General features: G+C 27.4%; 19 protein-coding genes. 6 read left to right on the top strand and 13 right to left on the bottom strand.

All coding sequences use genetic code 11. The features are described 5' to 3' along the window. Window positions 1-8 precede the first annotated feature (8 nt). Window positions 9-2,612, bottom strand: a complete 2,604-nt coding sequence (locus tag KJQ97_RS01095; protein WP_214119676.1) for a hypothetical protein — start codon at window positions 2,610-2,612, stop codon at window positions 9-11. Between the two features lie 161 nt (window positions 2,613-2,773). After that, window positions 2,774-3,046, bottom strand: a complete 273-nt coding sequence (locus tag KJQ97_RS01090) for a hypothetical protein (protein WP_214119675.1) — start codon at window positions 3,044-3,046, stop codon at window positions 2,774-2,776. 168 nt (window positions 3,047-3,214) lie between these two features. Here KJQ97_RS01090 and KJQ97_RS01085 point away from each other — a divergent pair, with 168 nt between their 5' ends. After that, window positions 3,215-4,483, top strand: a complete 1,269-nt coding sequence (locus tag KJQ97_RS01085) for an MFS transporter (RefSeq protein ID WP_214119674.1) — start codon at window positions 3,215-3,217, stop codon at window positions 4,481-4,483. 63 nt (window positions 4,484-4,546) lie between these two features. Here KJQ97_RS01085 and KJQ97_RS01080 read toward each other — a convergent pair whose 3' ends face one another. The 7 genes from KJQ97_RS01080 to ureG are packed head-to-tail and all read right to left on the bottom strand — an operon-like array spanning window position 4,547 to window position 9,419. Further along, window positions 4,547-5,245, bottom strand: a complete 699-nt coding sequence (locus tag KJQ97_RS01080; RefSeq protein ID WP_214118754.1) for an urease accessory protein UreF — start codon at window positions 5,243-5,245, stop codon at window positions 4,547-4,549. Next, window positions 5,245-5,685, bottom strand: coding sequence for an urease accessory protein UreE (locus KJQ97_RS01075; RefSeq protein WP_214118756.1), 441 nt, complete (start codon window positions 5,683-5,685; stop codon window positions 5,245-5,247). Before KJQ97_RS01075 ends, KJQ97_RS01080 begins: the two co-directional genes overlap by 1 nt. 8 nt (window positions 5,686-5,693) lie before the next feature. Then, window positions 5,694-7,400 carry an urease subunit alpha gene (gene ureC / locus KJQ97_RS01070; protein ID WP_214118758.1) on the bottom strand — a complete coding sequence of 569 codons (1,707 nt, stop codon included), beginning with the start codon at window positions 7,398-7,400 and terminating at the stop codon, window positions 5,694-5,696. Between the two features lie 9 nt (window positions 7,401-7,409). After that, complete coding sequence (gene ureB / locus KJQ97_RS01065; RefSeq protein WP_214118760.1) at window positions 7,410-7,721, bottom strand: urease subunit beta; 312 nt, start codon at window positions 7,719-7,721, stop codon at window positions 7,410-7,412. A gap of 9 nt (window positions 7,722-7,730) precedes the next feature. Continuing rightward, on the bottom strand, window positions 7,731-8,033 hold the full coding sequence (locus tag KJQ97_RS01060) for an urease subunit gamma (RefSeq protein ID WP_214118762.1): 303 nt from the start codon (window positions 8,031-8,033) through the stop codon (window positions 7,731-7,733). 43 nt (window positions 8,034-8,076) lie between these two features. Further along, window positions 8,077-8,811, bottom strand: coding sequence for an urease accessory protein UreD (locus KJQ97_RS01055; RefSeq protein ID WP_214119673.1), 735 nt, complete (start codon window positions 8,809-8,811; stop codon window positions 8,077-8,079). Beyond that, window positions 8,808-9,419 carry an urease accessory protein UreG gene (gene ureG / locus KJQ97_RS01050; protein WP_214118767.1) on the bottom strand — a complete coding sequence of 204 codons (612 nt, stop codon included), beginning with the start codon at window positions 9,417-9,419 and terminating at the stop codon, window positions 8,808-8,810. Before ureG ends, KJQ97_RS01055 begins: the two co-directional genes overlap by 4 nt. A 324-nt stretch (window positions 9,420-9,743) precedes the next feature. On the opposite strand from ureG, the gene KJQ97_RS01045 reads away from it, so the two are divergent. Then, window positions 9,744-10,811 carry a DMT family transporter gene (locus KJQ97_RS01045; RefSeq protein ID WP_214119672.1) on the top strand — a complete coding sequence of 356 codons (1,068 nt, stop codon included), beginning with the start codon at window positions 9,744-9,746 and terminating at the stop codon, window positions 10,809-10,811. Between the two features lie 30 nt (window positions 10,812-10,841). Here KJQ97_RS01045 and KJQ97_RS01040 read toward each other — a convergent pair whose 3' ends face one another. Further along, on the bottom strand, window positions 10,842-11,321 hold the full coding sequence (locus KJQ97_RS01040) for a hypothetical protein (protein ID WP_214118771.1): 480 nt from the start codon (window positions 11,319-11,321) through the stop codon (window positions 10,842-10,844). 35 nt (window positions 11,322-11,356) lie between these two features. On the opposite strand from KJQ97_RS01040, the gene KJQ97_RS01035 reads away from it, so the two are divergent. Both KJQ97_RS01035 and KJQ97_RS01030 read left to right on the top strand, forming a co-directional pair. Then, complete coding sequence (locus KJQ97_RS01035) at window positions 11,357-11,956, top strand: YigZ family protein (RefSeq protein WP_214119671.1); 600 nt, start codon at window positions 11,357-11,359, stop codon at window positions 11,954-11,956. A 9-nt stretch (window positions 11,957-11,965) separates the two neighbouring features. Next, window positions 11,966-12,337 carry a DUF4878 domain-containing protein gene (locus tag KJQ97_RS01030; RefSeq protein WP_214118775.1) on the top strand — a complete coding sequence of 124 codons (372 nt, stop codon included), beginning with the start codon at window positions 11,966-11,968 and terminating at the stop codon, window positions 12,335-12,337. Window positions 12,338-12,362: 25 nt separating this feature from the next. Here the strand turns inward: KJQ97_RS01030 and KJQ97_RS01025 are convergent, their stop codons facing one another. Further along, the gene (locus KJQ97_RS01025) at window positions 12,363-12,815 is read right to left on the bottom strand and encodes a Dps family protein (RefSeq protein ID WP_214119670.1); all 453 of its coding nucleotides are present in this window, start codon (window positions 12,813-12,815) and stop codon (window positions 12,363-12,365) included. Window positions 12,816-12,981: 166 nt separating this feature from the next. Here KJQ97_RS01025 and KJQ97_RS01020 point away from each other — a divergent pair, with 166 nt between their 5' ends. Next, window positions 12,982-13,995: a JlpA-like lipoprotein gene (locus KJQ97_RS01020; RefSeq protein ID WP_214119669.1), complete on the top strand. Its 1,014-nt coding sequence runs from the start codon at window positions 12,982-12,984 to the stop codon at window positions 13,993-13,995. Between the two features lie 45 nt (window positions 13,996-14,040). Here KJQ97_RS01020 and KJQ97_RS01015 read toward each other — a convergent pair whose 3' ends face one another. Further along, window positions 14,041-15,399 carry an alanine/glycine:cation symporter family protein gene (locus KJQ97_RS01015; RefSeq protein ID WP_214119668.1) on the bottom strand — a complete coding sequence of 453 codons (1,359 nt, stop codon included), beginning with the start codon at window positions 15,397-15,399 and terminating at the stop codon, window positions 14,041-14,043. Window positions 15,400-16,023: 624 nt separating this feature from the next. Between KJQ97_RS01015 and KJQ97_RS01010 the strand changes: the two genes are divergently transcribed. Then, window positions 16,024-16,254: a hypothetical protein gene (locus KJQ97_RS01010; protein ID WP_214119667.1), complete on the top strand. Its 231-nt coding sequence runs from the start codon at window positions 16,024-16,026 to the stop codon at window positions 16,252-16,254. A gap of 412 nt (window positions 16,255-16,666) precedes the next feature. Here KJQ97_RS01010 and KJQ97_RS01005 read toward each other — a convergent pair whose 3' ends face one another. Further along, window positions 16,667-17,206 carry a hypothetical protein gene (locus tag KJQ97_RS01005; protein WP_214119666.1) on the bottom strand — a complete coding sequence of 180 codons (540 nt, stop codon included), beginning with the start codon at window positions 17,204-17,206 and terminating at the stop codon, window positions 16,667-16,669. Between the last annotated feature and the right edge of the window lie 594 nt (window positions 17,207-17,800).

The raw sequence follows: 17,800 nt of genomic DNA, 5'->3' as shown, positions 1-17,800 counted from the left end.
GCTTAATATTATTTAAACTCTATTGTAAAGGTATTTTTAGTATTTGAAAGATATTCAAATCCTGCTTTAGGAACAAATTTTATAGTATCTTTTGTGTATGAAGAATTTGAAATATTATGAAAACTATTATTAATAAATTGAGTGCTGTTATAGGTTGGTATAAAGTCAATTTTAGACAATAAATCATCTAAAATAATATTATCTTTAATAAAACTTAATTTCCCATCTACCTCATCATAATACCCAAAATCATAATCTTTTTTAAATTCTAAAGCTTGATTAGTAGTATTAATATCTTTAAACATTAAGCCTGTATAAGCTATATCATAAACATTATTATAAGTTATATTAAACTCATCTTTACCATCTACATAGACACTGATTGTAACCTTTTGTAAAGGTCTTGGCTTGTCCTTTTTGAAAGTAAATTGCGTAGTATTTTTATAACTTGCCTCATCTTGCAAGTATTCGTTTAGATTAGATAATCTTGTATTTTCTCCTAAATTATTAAAAGCCAATTTAAATGCTTGATTTAAATCGTTTTTGCTAATGTGTAAGGTTTTTAAATTGCCTTCATTTACTACTAAACCATTTAAATTGCCTACATCTATCATTAAATTTATATCATTTTTAAATTTTGTTGGAACAAATTTGTTATTAGAATTTGAACTTAACAAATAAAGATTATAAACCAAGCCCGCATTATCTCCTAGCATAAGTTTATCATAAGCTATATTTTTAATACCTATTGAATTGTCTTGATTAAGTTTGCATTTTTGCATATCTTTTTTGCAAGTTATATATTCGTTTTTAATAGCTTTTGTTTGTGATAAAAACTCAATATTTAAGGCTTTTTTAATAGGTATAAAACAAGAAATTTTTCCATTTTTTAAAGTATTTGCACTATCTAAATCAAATTCATCTTGAATACAAATATCTAATTCTTGGTCATGTTTTGTAAAATTAGTTTCTGCTAATTCTATTAAACCATCAGTAGCTAAAGGAAAATTAATATTTAAATCAAACTTACCATTATTTATAAAAGCTACTCCATATTTTTCTTTATTTCTTACACGATTGTCGTTAGCAAAAATTGTAATTTTATTATTTTCATTATTTAATAAGGCAAATTTTTTAGTAGTATTATCATAACTAATCACTAAATTAGCTATTCCAATTGCTAGATTTGAATAATTTTTCAATTCTCTTGATACAAAACTATTTAAAGTATTTTGAAATGCTTCTTGATTTAACGATGAAATGCCTAAACTAAATTCTTTAGGTCTAATAGCAAAATCATTGCTAGCAAAAGTATAGTTATAATTATCATTTATCATTTGTTCGCATACTAATTCATTGTTTTGATTAGTCTTTTCAAAATACTGATTATATTTAATACTTGTTTGTTTGATTGCTTGATTTGTCTTTATCCTAAGGATTAATTCATCATTTAATAAATACTTACCAGCACACGCACCTTCAGTGATTTTATCTATTTTAGAATTTGCATTATAGACATTAAGAATTTCAAAATTAGAATTAGGCAAAAAGTCAATATAAACTCTACTAATATTTGAATATTTATTGCTAAGCCCTATGAAATATTCTTCATTTTCTAGCATAGTATTTACTAATTTTGCCTTTTTTGCATTAGAGTTTTTAGCATTATTTATAATTACTTTTTCATTATTATTGGTATATAAAGTATATATATTTTGATAATCATTTACTAAAGGAATACCAACAGAACCTTTGATTATACTTTTACCACTTTCTTGAAATATAGGTCTTTCAAAACCCCTAATTCTTTCTGTAATTTCAATATTTTTTTGATTAATTAAACAATTGCCTAAATTAAAAACCAATTCTTTAGTATTTTCTACTAGATTTAATTGGCATTTTGATTGTTTGCTACCACTCATATAATATTTAGCGTCAGCTTCTCTTTTTAATAAAGCTTTATTTCTATCCTTTAAATAGATTTTTTCATTTTTAATTTCTAAATTACTAGCGTCTGGATAAAAACTTAATTTAATTTCGCCTTTAGCTATCGCATTTAAAGCTCTTAAATTAATACTAAATTTAACTTCTTCTCCTGCGAATGTTGATTCATATATACCCTTTCTAACAAGAGAGCTTTTATGAATACTATAATTTGTAATCAAATCACTTGAATAATACTTACTATTTTGATGAGAATATTTAAAATTACTAGACCTAATTACATTCTTACCTAAATTACTTGTATCATAAGCAAAAATATCAAAAATATAGCACTTACCTTCATTTTGTCTAGGTAAAGGATATGATGAGTATTCATTATATGCAGCTCTTAAATTCTTTAAAAATGCCTTTTCCTTAAAAATATCACTATAAAAAATATGAGAATTTTTAGCTTGCATATTTCTTATTTGCTTAAATCTGTCTTCCCAATCACTAGTCATATTAACACTTGGATTTGCTATTATGTAGTTATAAAAGTCGTTAATTAATTTATTATCTTCATTATTTGTAGTTTTTATAGGACTTTGGTCAATTAGATAATAAACAGCATCATTTAAAGTCTTTTTATATTCTATTTTAATTCTACCGGTAGTATCCACTGAATACAATTTATAAAGCTCTTCTATATATGTTTTAATATTATTTTTATTTTCTACTATAAATGAAAAACTATCTTGATTAGAATTAATTAAGCTCTTATAAGAATTATCATCAGCACTTGATGAATAAAATTCTAATGTATTTGGATTTGCTTTAGCATTGATTATATCTAAATACCCCCCCCGTTGAGCTTTTTATCGTTATTTAGACAATATACAATTTTATCATTTTTATTTTCTGTTTTTATTCCTAAGCTAGAACATAATTTTAAATAATCTCCTAAAAATCCATTATAACCATTAACATTACCTAAAGATGGATTTAATAAACAATCATTTATTTGTTTAGAATAATTTTTATCTTGATAAGCATATACAATACCGAACTTTAATTCATCTGCAAAAATTAGCAAATTAAATAAAAGTAATACAATAATTTTCAAATAAAGCTCCCAAGATATATAAAATTTTTCTTAGTTTAGCATAAATTTTTTGTAAATTATAAGAAAAATTTGAAGATTTTTAGAATTTAAAATATGAAAATTCTTCTAGTTAAATTGGCGGTAAATAAATTTAGGAGTAAAATAATCTTTTATCAAAAAGGATAGATTATGAATAAAAATACCTTGATTTTAAGTTTTATTATTGCTTCAAGATTTTTTGGGCTTTTTATTGTTTTACCTGTGATTAGCTTGTATTCGCATAAGTTAAACGGAGCTAATGATGTATTGGCTGGACTTATTGTTGGAATTTACGCAATTTTTCAAATGATTTTTAGTGTGCCTTTTGGAGCATTAAGTGATAAAATCGGTCGTAAAAAAACTATGCTTATGGGATTAATAATCTTTATAATAGGTTGTTTAATTTGTGCAAGTGCAAGTGATATTTATACAATGCTTGTTGGTAGGGTTTTACAAGGTATGGGAGCAATTGGCGGGGTTGCTACTGCTATGATTGCTGATTTAACTAGCGAAAAAGATAGAGCAAAAGCAATGGCGTTAATGGGTGGAGCTATTGGACTTAGCTTTGTTGTAGCTATTGTTTTAGGTTCTGTTATTGCTAGTTTTTTAGGGCTTGGGGCTTTATTTTATATAAGTGCGATTTTAAGCGTTTTGTGTATTGTATTATTAGCCTTTTTACCTAAAGAAAAAGAAATTATAAAACAAGAAAAAATCCCTTTTAAAGAAGCATTCATAAGTGCAAATCTAAACAAACTTTATCTAACTTGCTTTTTACAAAAAATGCTAAGCTCAAGCACCTTTATGCTAATTCCTTTAGCTTATGTAAATATTTTTCATAAAAATAGTGATAATTTATGGATTATTTATAGCGTGGCTATGTTTTTTGGCTTTTTGGCTATGGGAGTTGGTGGAGTTGTTGGCGAGTCAAAAGGCAAAAGTAAGACTATATTATTAAGCGGAGTTGCATTATTTTTCCTATCATATTTAATATTTTTAAGCTCTAGTTATTATTTATTTTTCTTAGCTGTTGTTTTATATTTTATTGCATTTTGTCTGCACGAGCCTATTATGCAAAGCTCAATTTCTAAGATTTGCAAAGCTAGACAAAAAGGTTTAGTATTAGGATTTTCAAATTCTTGCGGATATTTTGGCTCATTTTTAGGAGCATTTTTATGTGGGATTTTTATGCACGCTGATTTGGAAAATGAGTTTTTAATGCTGATTGCTTTTGTTTGTGCTATTTGGTTTTTTATCCTAAAAACTATGGATAATCCTAATGATTTTAAGACTTATAAATCTAATAAAGCTCCTTTAAAAGAAAGCGAATTTGTTATAGATATTAATAAAAAAGATGATATTTATTTAATCAAATATAATTCTAAAAAATTAAGCGAAGAAGAATTACAAAAATTATTTTAATAGATTAAAAAAGGTATAAATTATTAATTTATTACCTTTTTTATATTTTCAAATTCTAATGATTTAACTCATAAACAATCTAAAATCAAGTTTTTCGTGAGCTAACATTCCTAAATCTAATTCGTGATGAGTAGAAAACAAATGATATTTATTTAAATCATTTTCATCTAATAATTGCAAACTAAAAAATCCTTTTTCTATAAAACTTTTAGCAATTTGCATTGATTTATCAGCAGAGCGTTTAGCTAAATCTAAATTAATATGTAATAACTCGCTTGATTTTTTATAAGATAATGGTATAGCACGAGTTGCATTTTGAGTTAGTGTTTTTATACTTGAATATGCGTATTCAACAGCCATATTTTGCCCCAAAACACTAAAAGCAATAGCAGGATTGCAAAATTCATCGTTCTCACAAGCCTTATAATACCAACTTGCATATTCATCGTGCATAAATTCTGTATTTTTTAAAGTAGCTCTTGCCATACTAATACCTGCAGCCTTGCATTCAGCACTAGCCATTGATGAATTAGCTACTTTTGCTAATTTTAATAAACTTAATTTTTTACCCTTTAAACCACAAGCAATAGCATAAATAGCACCATCGCTAGTAGCAAATACATCTAGCATATAACTTTCTAACCATTTTTGAAAGCTTGAAGCGTCTTTTACAACGCCCCAAGAAATATAGCTTTCTAAACCAAAACTATGTGAATAAGCACCATTTGCAAAGGCACTATCAAATAAAAACTGCCCTAACATTAGTGATGATGACTCGCGTGTTTTAAAGCATGACGCAAAACTTTTTGCGTTTTTTCATAGCTTACTTGATTTTCTTCTAGCCACTCAATTATTAAATAATCATCTTCAACTATCATAAAACCATCTTCAAAAACAGCAGGCATATGTCTATTGCCTATTGAATGAGCTACAAAACCCATTTGCATCATATCTTTTGGCTTAATCAAAATTACACTCTGTGGCAAACATTCTATTACAAAAACTCTCTTATCATCTTCGCCTAAAACATCGCCATTATGAAAATGACCATTATCTAGGCTTATGCCAATTTCTACTCCACTATCACTTGTTAAGCGAAGTATGTGTTTTAATCTATCATCAGGCGAAACTTTTACATTATCTATCATTTTGCCTTTAGTATCATAATCTTTTATATTGCCTAGTATGGTTTTTACTATCATTTTTTCTCCTAAAATAAATAATATCTTTGAGTTAGTGGTAATTCTGTAGCTGGTTCGCTATATGCAACTTCTCCATCAACCGTTACTACATAAGTTTGTGGGTCAACTTCAATTTTTGGAGTTGCATTGTTTAGTTTCATATCAGATTTTTTAGCACTAGCTGCACCTTGTATTGGTAATACTTGTTTTTTAATTCCGTATTCTTTAGCAACATTTGCATCTACTGCCATTTTGCACATAAAACTATAGCAAGTTTCGTGTAATGCAACACCTAAAGCACCAAACATTTTTCTATGCATTACTGGTTGTGGAGTTGGAATTGATGCGTTACTATCTCCCATTACTGAATGTAAGCAAAATCCACCTTTAATTATTAATTTAGGTTTAGTTCCAAATGATTTTGGATCCCATAATACTAAATCAGCAATTTTACCAACTTCAACACTACCTACATAAGTAGAAATTCCTGCTGCTATTGCTGGATTTATTGTATATTTTGCAATATATCTTTTAATACGCTCATTATCAGAATATTCACTATCATTACCTAATGCTCCACGCTGGATTTTCATCTTATGAGCTGTTTGCCAAGTTCTACTTACAACTTCACCAATTCTTCCCATAGCTTGAGAATCACTACTCATAATTGAGATTACACCCATATCGTGTAATACATCTTCAGCACCAATTGTTTCTTTTCTAATTCTACTATCAGCAAAAGCAACATCTTCTTTAACATTTTTGCTTAAGTGATGGCAAACCATTAACATATCTAAATGCTCTTCAATAGTATTAACCGTAAATGGCATTGTTGGGTTTGTTGAAGCTGGTAAAATATTTGGCTCGCCTGCTAATTTAATAATATCAGGAGCATGGCCACCACCAGCACCTTCTGTATGGAATGTATGAATGGTTCTACCATTAATTGCTGCTTTTGTATCTTCTACGCAACCATATTCATTTAATGTATCTGTGTGAATACCTACTGATACATCAGCAATCTCTGCAGCTTTTAATGCGTTATCAATAGCACTTTTTGTAGTTCCCCAGTCTTCGTGAATTTTAAGTCCTGCTGCACCTGCACGAAGTTGTTCTAAATTCACTTCTACATTAGAACCATGACCTTTAGCATAAAGACCTATATTAATAGGTAAATCATCAGTGCCTTGAAGCATTCTTTTTATATTAAATATACCAGGGGTGCAAGTTGTAGCCTTAGAACCATCGTTTGGACCTGTTCCACCACCAAATAAAGTAGTAATACCATTGCTTAAAGCTTCATCAACTTGTTCAGGATTTATAAAATGTATATGAGTATCAATCCCACCTGCTGTAACTATAAGACCTTCTCCTGCAAGTGCTTCAGTGCCAACTCCAGTTACAAAGTCAATATCATCAGTAATATCAGGGTTTCCACCTTTACCAATTGCGTGGATTTTCCCATTTTTAATACCTATATCTGCTTTATAAATACCTGTATAATCAATTATAAGTGCATTTGTAATTACTAAATCAACTACATCTTTATCTAAAAATCTTGAGTTTTGACCCATACCATCACGAAGAGTTTTTCCACCACCGAATTTGCACTCTTCGCCATATTTTGTATAGTCTTTTTCAACTCTAGCAAAAAGATTTGTATCAGCTAATCTTATACTATCACCAGTAGTTGGTCCAAAATGAGATGCGTATTCTGCTCTAGTTATTTTAAACATTATTGCTCCTTATTTATCTAATTTACCATTGATTTTGCAATTTTGTCCCCAAACTTCACGACTACCTGCTAAATCAATTAACTTAACACTTTTTTTCATACCTGGTTCAAAACGAACTGCAGTTCCACTAATAATATCTAAACGCTTTCCACGAGCTTTTTCTCTATCAAATTCTAAAAGTTTATTTGTTTCATAAAAATGATAATGAGAACCTACTTGAACTGGTCTATCTCCTGTATTTACAACTTCAATTTCTATACTTTCACGACCTTCGTTGCAAACTATATCACCTTGTGCATAAATTATTTCACCTAATTTCATAATTCCTCCTTAGTTAATTGGATTATGGATAGTTACTAATTTAGTTCCATCTTTGAAAGTAGCTTCAATTTGAACTTCATTTACTATATCAGCAACACCTTCCATAACTTGGTCTTTGCGTAAAACATTTTTACCTTCGTTCATAAGGTCGCTTACGCTCTTACCTGCTCTTGCACCTTCCATTACATAATCACTTATAATAGCAATTGCTTCAGGGCAATTTAACTTAAGACCATTGTCTAAACGCTTTCTAGCAACTACTGCTGCATAGCTTAATAAGAGTTTTTCTTGCTCTTTTTTTGTTAATGTCATAATTTCTCCTTTACAAAATTAGTTTTATAAAATTATTATATTTTTATTGTCTTGCTAAGATTAACTTCATACCTCCTTTATGCAAAAAATTGCTTTTAATATCATTAATATATTTCATAGCTAAATCATTATCATCTGATGAAATTCTAATAATATTAGTATTATTAATAATACTTGAATGAGCTTTTAAATTCTCATTATGAATTGTTTTAAATTCCACATCGCCTTTTATAATCAATGTATAAAAATAGTTATGATTATAAAGAGAATTTAAACTACTATTAGAGTTATAATAAAATATATCATTAATGCTTAATTTATTATTGATAAATATTCTTAAAGATAATTTTGCTTTAAATTGCGAATTTGCATAACCTAAAAATCCACCATCTAAATAAAATAATCTTGAATTATCATTCATAAAAATAGTAGTTTTGCTTGAAAAATTTGAATTCTGATAAAAAATATTAGCATCATTATGAAAAACTAAAATAGAATTATTATCAAGTTCTATATTTGTTTTTAAACTAGAAGTGCCTTTATATATTTTTTGATTTGATTGAGAACTTAAAGTAGCCTTAGAATTAACTAATTTAAAGCTTTGAGCGTAATTATCTTGATTTACAAAACCACCACCTAAAGTGCTAAGATAAGCAAAAAAATCTTCATTTTCGCTATCTTCTCCAAATCTAGTTGGAACTTGAATTAACCTTTGCATACCTTGTTGGTAATGCTCTTTTAAATGGTTATTTTCAAGTGTTATTTTTAATAAGCTCACTCTAAGCCTTTAAGAAGACAATTTTTCTCAATCCAATTAATAACATCAGACAAACCTTCATCTTTTTTAAGATTTGTAAAGAAAAAGTCTTTATTTTTTCTAAAATGTAAAGTATCGCTTTTCATAATATCAAGATTTGCACCAACATAAGGAGCTAAATCGGTTTTATTAATTATAAATAAATCAGATTTAATCATTCCAGCACCTGCTTTGCGTGGGATTTTTTCACCTTGTGCCACATCAATTACATAAATACTAAAATTAACTAAATCAGGACTAAAAGTAGCAGCTAAATTATCCCCACCACTTTCTAAAAAAAGTAAATCTAAATTAAATTTCTTTTGTAATTCATTTAATGCAGCTTCATTCATTGAAGCATCTTCTCTAATCGCAGTGTGCGGACACCCACCAGTTTCTACACCTATAATTCTTTCTGGTGGTAAAACGCTGTTTTTCGCTAAAAATAAGGCATCTTCTTTTGTATAAATATCATTTGTTACAACACCTATTTCATAATCTTTACTCATAACTCTTACTAATCTTTCTATTAAAAGAGTTTTACCAGCTCCAACAGGACCACCTACACCTATAATGACAGGTTTTTTCATAACAATCCTTTAAAAAAAATTAATTGTGGCTTTTAGTTTAGTTTTATCAAGCTTAAAAATTGCTGAATTATTTAAAATTTAAAAAGTCTATATAATTTTATTATTAATTATTTATTTATAATAATTATATATTATTTAATTTTTATAAATAATTTTCATATTTTGTATAAATTTTGCATAAATTTAAATAAAAAAAAAAAAAAAACAATAAATTATTTATAAAGATTAAGATTATTTTAATTTTAATCAATCTACAATAGGAAAATGTATTTTTGTTTTACAAAAAGATAAAAATCATTTAAAAATAATTTTAAGGAGTAAATCATGAATAATGATTTAAGAGGAAATGCCACAGGTATGACCTATGTCATATTCTTAATCGGTATTTTATTTCTTTCTTTTACTGCACCTTGGCAAAAATTATCTAACTTTGACCCAGCTACAGGTGCTTTTATGCGTTGCTTGATAGGAACTATCTGCCTTATTCCTTTTGCAATTATGGAAGCTAAAAAAATCGGTAAGCTTACCAAAAAAGGCGTATGGCTATCTATTTTAGCTGGACTTGTATTAGGGATTGACTTTACTGCGTGGAATTATTCAATATTCTTTGTAGGTTCAGGAATTGCTTCAATTCTTTTAAATATTCAAGTAATTATGTTGCCAGCTTTAGCATTCATTACAGATAGAGAAAGAATTCCATTTAGCTATTATTTCATAGCACCTATAATGCTTGCTGGTGTTATTTTAGCTGGTGGTGCTTTAGAAAATGGTATAGTTGATCCAAATGGCCCTCAAGAAGTATTTGGTACTGGTATTATGGCAGTTGGAACAATTTGCGGTCTTACTTCAGGATTTTGCTATGGAATTTACTTATTCGCTAGCAGAAGAGCAGGAAGAATTGGAAACGGACAAGTTGTTCAACCTATCTTAATCTCAAGTGCTGCTCAGCTTGTAGCTCCTGTTGTATGGGCGTTCTTAATCACAGGAAATGGTTTCATATTTGACCAAGGTGTTATGGTTGATACTGCTGCTGGTATTAAATCAATGCACTTACCACAAGCTGCTATAGAAAGCGTTACAAGTCCATTTGGTAATGTGGCTTTAGGTGATCCTATCACTGGAATGAACTGGTTATGGATGATAGTTTTAGGAACTGCAGGTCAAGCTGCTGCTTGGACATTTGCTCAACATGGTTCAGTTAAACTAAACCCTACTTTAGGTGCTGGATTATTAATCTTAAGTCCAATAGCTACTGTTGCTTTAATAGGACCTCTTATGTTTGGCGAAAGCTCATCATTATTACAAAAAGTTGGTGTTGTGATTGCACTTCTTGCTGTTGCTTACCAAAACGGCTTAATTACTGCTTTAATGAATAAAATTAGAGGCAAGTAAATATTTAATCTTCCTAAATTATTAGGAAGATTACTTACAATCTTTACTTATACTATTATCGTAACTACAAGCTATATTTATATAAGCTTTTTTATTTTCCCCGCTAAGCTCTTTTGCCTCATCTAAAAATAATTTTGCACTAAAATATTTTATAGCGTTATTATTTATTATTGTATTAATCTTGCAACCATCATTTAATAATTCACATTTTGTATAAGCATAATTCCCTAAAGCACAAACCATAGGCTCATCATCATTACAAGCTCTTGCATAATATTCATAAGCTTTTTTGAAATTCTTTTGCTCTAATGCTTTTTTAGCAATTTTAGTATCATTTGAATTTGAATTAGAACTAGCTGCATTTAAGGCTGATTTACCAACACTATAAATAACTTTAATAGGAATTGTAATTGCAAAAACAACAACAGAAGTTGCGACAGAAGCCACACCACTTATTAAAGAACTACATCCTAAAAATATAAATAATATAAAACTAAAAATTATTTTCATATTAATCCTTTAATAAAAAACGCTAATATTAGCAAATGAAAGTTTTAAAATCACCTTGTTTTGATAGTTTTGAAGTAAAGGGTTCTAAATTCTTATGCTATTTTGAACCACTTAATATTAACGAAAATGTTCGCACTAGACAAGAAGAATTAAGAGCCGAGCATTTTAAATGCGTTCATGTAGTCTATGCTAGTAGAGTATTAAATGAATTTGGGCAAATTGTAGAAAATCAAAGTGATGATGGAGAACCTAAAGGAAGTAGTGGAGCACCTGCTCTTAATGTATTAAGAGGAGCTAATATTGTAAATGCAGCTTGTTATATAGTAAGATATTTTGGTGGAACATTATTAGGAGTTGGCGGGCTTGTAAGAGCATATTCAAACGCAGTTAATTTAGGAATTTCAAAAGCTAATGAGCTAAATCTACTTTCTAACTATATAAAAAAAGAATCATATTATATAGAACTTGAATATAGCCAAATAAATAAATTAAGTTATATTTTAGATAAACTAAATATCGTTTATTCTAAAGATTTTGGAGCAAATGTTGTATTTTATTTAAAACTTAGCACAGATGAATTAGAAGAATTAGAAAAAGAATTGATAGATTTAAGATTAATTTTAAATAAATTATAAGGATATAAAATGAAAAAATATATGATGATTGTTAGCCTATTATTTTTAAGTGCTTGTAAAAACGAAGATATACAAAAAAGTGTCAAAAATTGCTTAAACGAACTTTCAAATCAACCAAGTGAAGCTGTTTTTGATAAATGTTTTTATTATGAAAATGAATTTCAAAGACAATTAAGTATTAATTTTGAAAATGTATTACCTAAATTATTTAATAATTATGGTGGAATTGCAGAAATTAAAGTAGATATATTAAATAGTTCTAATAATAGTGCTGAAGTGCAAATTATTACTAAATTTAATAATGGTTTTGTTAAAAATGAAAAGAGAAAAATGGTAAAAATTGATAATTTATGGAAAATGTCAGCAGATATTATAAAATAAAAGGCTTGATAATCAAGCCTTTAAATTATTTTACGCAACAACTTGTTGCACCTGTATTTTTTAGCATCCAAATTGATTTTTCATAACTAGCAATTTGCTCTTGAGCATAAGCTGCAGTAGTCGTATCTCCTGCTTCTTCAGCAAATTTATTTAACTTTTTAAACTCAGCTAATAAGTATTCATAATCAGTTAATATAAGTCCAACTAATTCAGTAGCTTCAAAGCAAGTTTTATCAGTTCTTGGAGCTTTTGCAGTTTCCATTAACTCTTTTGGGCAAACTATAGCTTTATGTCCTAATTGTAATAATCTTTCAGCACAATCATCAAACATTTCAGCCATTTTTTCATATGCTTCTTCAGTATATGAATGAAGTGCAAAGAATTGTAATCCTTTTACATTCCAATGGTAGTTATGAAACTTTAAAAATAATGCGTGTGCATCAGCTTGTAATTGTAATAATTGTTTTTCTAATGACATTCTGTCTCCTTTAATTGAATTTGTATTGCATTATAACAAAAATAGATTAATTAATTTTTATTACTTAATAATTTTTATTATTTAAATTAAAAATATTTTTCATTTTCACTAGTATTATTTAACTATAAATTGATATTCTTAACAAATTTATAAAAAAAGGAGAAATATGAAAAAATCATTATTAGCACTTAGTGCAGTAGCTGTTATGTTTATTGGTTGTGGAAACAAAATCAGTGATGAGCAAGTTAAAAATTTTGAAACTTCATTAAATAATTCTATTAAAAACGAAATTGAAAAATTAAAAGTTCTAACTGCTATGTTTGAAATTCCATCTAATGTAAATATTAGTGATTACAAATGTGAAAATAAAGGTGATTATGCAGAATGTAAGAGCAAAGGTATTGATGTTATTATAAATAATCAAAAAGTTTTAAGTGTTGAAGAAATAAAAATTGAAACAAATGGATTTTATACTGGAGATAAAAAAGGAAGTGTTAGCATAAAAGAATTAGCAACTAATACTCCTAAAGAAAGTTTTTATAAAAGCGAAATAAAATCAATTAAACTAGGTGAAATAGCTGTAGGATTTGCTAGTATGTTGGCTATTTCTGATAATAAATTAGGAATACTTCCAGAACTAGCAAAAGATGAATATTCTATCAACACAATTACTAAAACAAAAGATGTGGCAAATAATGGAAATGTTAAGGTTGAATTTAAATTAATCGGCAAACATAATAAAAATGAATTAGCTTTTGCAATAGATTTAGATGTATTAGATAAATTCTTTGAAATATGTGATAAATTAAATATTACTTATAATATTGATAATTATAAGATTGATAATGTAGATACACTTGATAAATACGATATGGATAATAAAGAATTTGCAGAATCTTTATTAATTAATTCAATTGAAAGCAAAATAAATATTAACAATAACTTAAAAGCTATTAAAGAATATGTAATGCAAAATATTGATAAAGTCCCTGAACAATTTAGACCAATTGTTGATAGTTTTTTTGCTAATACACCACACAAATTTGAGCAAAGTTTAAAAGTCAAAAACAAATATAATATGTTAAAAGCTATAGAAGAAAGTGAAAATCAATTACCTAAAGACTTTAACGATAATGTAGAAATAAAAATAAATGGTATGAATTTTACTCAAATAAAATAAAAAAAATCCTATTTCAAATTCTAGAATTTGAAATAGGAATAAAACTTATTTTTTCTTACTTTCGTTAAATTTTAATAATTCTTTTTTAACTACTGGAGCTAATAAAAATAACGCTAAAACATTAGGTAATACCATTAAAGTATTACATAAATCAGAAATACTCCAAACCAAATCAAGCTTTAGCATAGCACCTATAAAAATACATAAAACAAACACTATTTTAAATATAGGTAAAGCTTTATTTGAGAATAAATATTGCACATTAATTTGAGCGAAATAATACCAGCCAATAATGGTTGTAAATGCAAAAAACACAAGACAAATTGCAAGTAATTTCACACCAATACTACCAAAAGCAATGCTAAATGCCGAAGTAGTTAGTTCAATACCGCTAAGACTTAAATCAGCTCCGCTAAGTAAGATTATAAGAGCAGTTGCTGTGCAAATAAATGCTGTATCAATAAATACTGCAAGCATTGCCACAAAACCTTGAGAAACAGAGTTTTTAGTAGTTGCACTTGCGTGTGCGTGTGGTGTACTTCCCATACCTGCTTCGTTTGCAAAAAGTCCCCTTGCAACCCCATATCTAATAGCTTCTTTAATACCAATTCCAACAGCTCCACCAGCTACTGCTTCAAGTCCAAAAGCTTGTTTAAAAATCATAGAAAATACATTGCCTATATTTTCGTGAAATGCTATTAAAATATAAACTGCAACCAAAACATAAAATATAGCCATAAAAGGCACTACAAGTTCAGCAAATCTAGCAATCCTTTTAACCCCACCAATCACCACAAATCCTGCGATAATTGCAGTAATTGCTCCTGTGATTTTCAAATCCACTCCAAAAGCTTGATGAATTGCACCTGAAATAGAATTGCTTTGTGTCATTTGACCCGCACAACCAAGTGCAACAATAATTGCAATAGCAAAAAATCCAGCGAGCAAATTGCAAGTATTAGCACCTAATTTTTTCTTAAGACCAAGTTTTATATAAAACGCAGGACCTCCGATATAATGTCCGTGCTGCCATACTTTGTAGCGTTGTGCTAAAACACCTTCAGCTAAAATTGTAGCCATACCCAAAAATGCACTAGCCCACATCCAAAATATAGCTCCCGCTCCACCTAAATTAATAGCAGTTGCAACGCCTATGATATTACCTGTTCCAACTTGTGCTGAAATTGAAATCATCATAGCTTGTAGGGCTGTTATTCCGGAATTTTTTTTCTTACCTTTTTTAAATAAATCTCCAAAACTTGCACTCAAGCCTTCTTTAAAATAACGAAATTGCGGAAAACCTAGATAAATAGTGAAAATAAGACCTATTCCAACTAAGGCAAATACAAGAACATAAGCAACTAAAACTCCATTAATTTGCTCAATAAATTGATGAAAATCCATATGAAAACCTTGTTATAAATTAAAAAGTTTTAAGTCTAACAAAAAAAGTAAAAATTTTGCTTAAATTAATATTCTTTTGCAATCTAATTTAATAAATTTAAGCAATAAATACTACTAATTATAAAATATTAATAAAATAGCGTTATTAAAATAAATAAAATAATTAAATTGTGTTTTCATTAATTTAAAAATTAAATTGTAAAAACATTATTTAAAAAATTCTTTAAATACGCCAATATCTTGGCAAAATAAACATTAATTCAAATTCCTTAAAAATATAAATATTAAAATATAGCTTTTATATAAGCTATAAAATCAATTTTATCAATATAATTTATATGTAGTATAAATAAAATATTTTAAATTAAATAATTTTTTAATTAATAAGCAATAAAAATGAGTAGCTAAGCTAGAACATTATTAAAAACTCTAAAATACTTATAATATATGCAAATTAGATTTTAAATTGCAAACCTAATTCTACTACAACCTTTCAAATTATAAAAAATAAATTCAAATACAAATTAAGTAAAGATTAAGAATGGTGGGGGGGGGTATTATACTGATTTTACAAAAAGCATTAAGCAAAACATTAGGCTTTAAACCAAATCAAAAGGAGATTAAATGAAAAAATTATTAAGTTTTACAATATTTACATCTATGTTAGTTGCTTGTGGGAGTGATACTCCTAAAGCTGATGATACTCCAGATATTATAGTTAAAAAATGTTTGAAGTTAATGATTAAAGGAGATAAACAAGCTGTTAAGTGTTTTAATTTTAAATCAGAAGATGAAAAAAATATTTTATTAGAAAAAATGTCCTATAAAGCAAAGGGCATTAAAAAAAATGGGTAGTGTTAAATAAATAGAAACAAGCTTAGACTATGAGTTAGGAGGCTTAGCTGAAGTTATATATAAAGTAACATTTAATAATGGTGAAAGTTTTTCTAAAGAAATGAACCTTATAAAGATAAACAATACTTGGTATATGTACAAATTTTAGTTATTACAATTTAAGATTTATTGGAATTTATTTTAAGGATAAATTCAAAACTTTATTAATCAAATGCAATGATTTAAACTCTTAAAAATTAAAATTTTACCTTAAAAACATATTATGGGATTTCAAACATTTTAGTGTCTAATTTATTTTAACAATAAAATTAAGCTAAACTTAGCTTTTAAATACTTTTAATGCTCTAGAATTTCAATCAGGAATTTGATTTTTAAAGAGTAGAAATCTAAATCATAATTTTTATAATAATTCTTAAAATAAGATTTTATTATCACTAAAGTCATATTCAATCTCACTAACTTCATTTAAATCTTTATCTAGCAGCTTTTTTGCTTCATCACTTGCGAAAAATTCTTTACAATTTTTATCATTTGCATTTATATTTTTAATACGCAAAATGCTATTTTTAACACTTACTTTTATACAAGCAATGCCATTTATTAAAAACTCTCCATTAGGATTTATGGGTGCATAAGTCATATCGCTAATCTTAGCAAATCTACCTTGTGCTACATAAAAAGCAGAAATATCAGAAATTATTATTGATAAATTAGCTGCATTTTGTTTATGAAAATTAGGTTCACTTTTAGGCTCTTCGGATAAAATATTATAAGCTTGTGCATAAAAAAATGCTGATGTTTTTTTATCCATACTCACACCATCACCTTTAGCATACATTAAAGCTAAAGCCCCGCAAGCTTCAAAATCTCCATCATAACAGCTATCTTTTAAGCTTTTTATATCAGCATTTAATATCGTAAAACATAAAAATATAAAAAATAATTTTTTCATAAACTTTCATACTTGTTTTTGTAAATTATAAATTAATAATACACTAAAAATAAAATTTCACCTTTAAACTAGCTTGTATTGTTTTTAAAATAAAAATATTTATAAAATAATATATTTTATAAAAATTTATAGCTTCATTATCTTTAGCTTCATCAAGGCTTAAAACCTGTGTTTTACACCTACAACCCCAGCTATTCGGTGGATAATTGTTAAGCCAAAAAGAATGCTCCTTAGGTAAAATTAACCCGTAAAAGACTTTAAGGGCAACTCTAACCCTATTATCCATAATTGCTACATATCTTAAGTAAGGCTTATCGCTTATAAGTTATTTTTTTAAATCTTGCCAAACCATATACTTATCTTAGGTTTTGATTAAAAACAACTTTTAAATGATTTTTATGTAAGCCACTAGCGTTTTTAAGCTCATTTACGCAATCTTTAAAGCTTGTACCATTAAATAAGCTTTATTAAGTATGCTATGCATTCTTTTAAGTGTTTCAATTTCATTTATCCCACTTATTAAAAATGTGCGATTATATGCACTAAAGCGAAGTTTATCTAAATCATAATCTTTAGGTAATTTATCATCAAAGT

Origin of the sequence: Campylobacter sp. 2018MI01 (assembly GCF_018501205.1) — a bacterium.
In the GTDB taxonomy this organism is placed as follows: Bacteria; Campylobacterota; Campylobacteria; order Campylobacterales; family Campylobacteraceae; genus Campylobacter_E.
This window is presented reverse-complemented; position numbering and strand designations above follow the sequence as displayed.

Coding starts and splice junctions, on each gene's coding strand:
- KJQ97_RS01040 (WP_214118771.1), bottom strand. CDS start 11,321: ATGAAAATAATTTTTAGTTTTATATTATTTATATTTTTAGGATGTAGT.
- KJQ97_RS01075 (WP_214118756.1), bottom strand. CDS start 5,685: ATGATAGTAAAAACCATACTAGGCAATATAAAAGATTATGATACTAAA.
- ureC (WP_214118758.1), bottom strand. CDS start 7,400: ATGTTTAAAATAACTAGAGCAGAATACGCATCTCATTTTGGACCAACT.
- KJQ97_RS01010 (WP_214119667.1), top strand. CDS start 16,024: ATGAAAAAATTATTAAGTTTTACAATATTTACATCTATGTTAGTTGCT.
- KJQ97_RS01015 (WP_214119668.1), bottom strand. CDS start 15,399: ATGGATTTTCATCAATTTATTGAGCAAATTAATGGAGTTTTAGTTGCT.
- ureG (WP_214118767.1), bottom strand. CDS start 9,419: ATGAAAAAACCTGTCATTATAGGTGTAGGTGGTCCTGTTGGAGCTGGT.
- KJQ97_RS01030 (WP_214118775.1), top strand. CDS start 11,966: ATGAAAAAATATATGATGATTGTTAGCCTATTATTTTTAAGTGCTTGT.
- KJQ97_RS01025 (WP_214119670.1), bottom strand. CDS start 12,815: ATGTCATTAGAAAAACAATTATTACAATTACAAGCTGATGCACACGCA.
- KJQ97_RS01045 (WP_214119672.1), top strand. CDS start 9,744: ATGAATAATGATTTAAGAGGAAATGCCACAGGTATGACCTATGTCATA.
- KJQ97_RS01020 (WP_214119669.1), top strand. CDS start 12,982: ATGAAAAAATCATTATTAGCACTTAGTGCAGTAGCTGTTATGTTTATT.
- ureB (WP_214118760.1), bottom strand. CDS start 7,721: ATGAAATTAGGTGAAATAATTTATGCACAAGGTGATATAGTTTGCAAC.
- KJQ97_RS01005 (WP_214119666.1), bottom strand. CDS start 17,206: ATGAAAAAATTATTTTTTATATTTTTATGTTTTACGATATTAAATGCT.
- KJQ97_RS01035 (WP_214119671.1), top strand. CDS start 11,357: ATGAAAGTTTTAAAATCACCTTGTTTTGATAGTTTTGAAGTAAAGGGT.
- KJQ97_RS01080 (WP_214118754.1), bottom strand. CDS start 5,245: ATGTTAGGGCAGTTTTTATTTGATAGTGCCTTTGCAAATGGTGCTTAT.
- KJQ97_RS01085 (WP_214119674.1), top strand. CDS start 3,215: ATGAATAAAAATACCTTGATTTTAAGTTTTATTATTGCTTCAAGATTT.
- KJQ97_RS01060 (WP_214118762.1), bottom strand. CDS start 8,033: ATGACATTAACAAAAAAAGAGCAAGAAAAACTCTTATTAAGCTATGCA.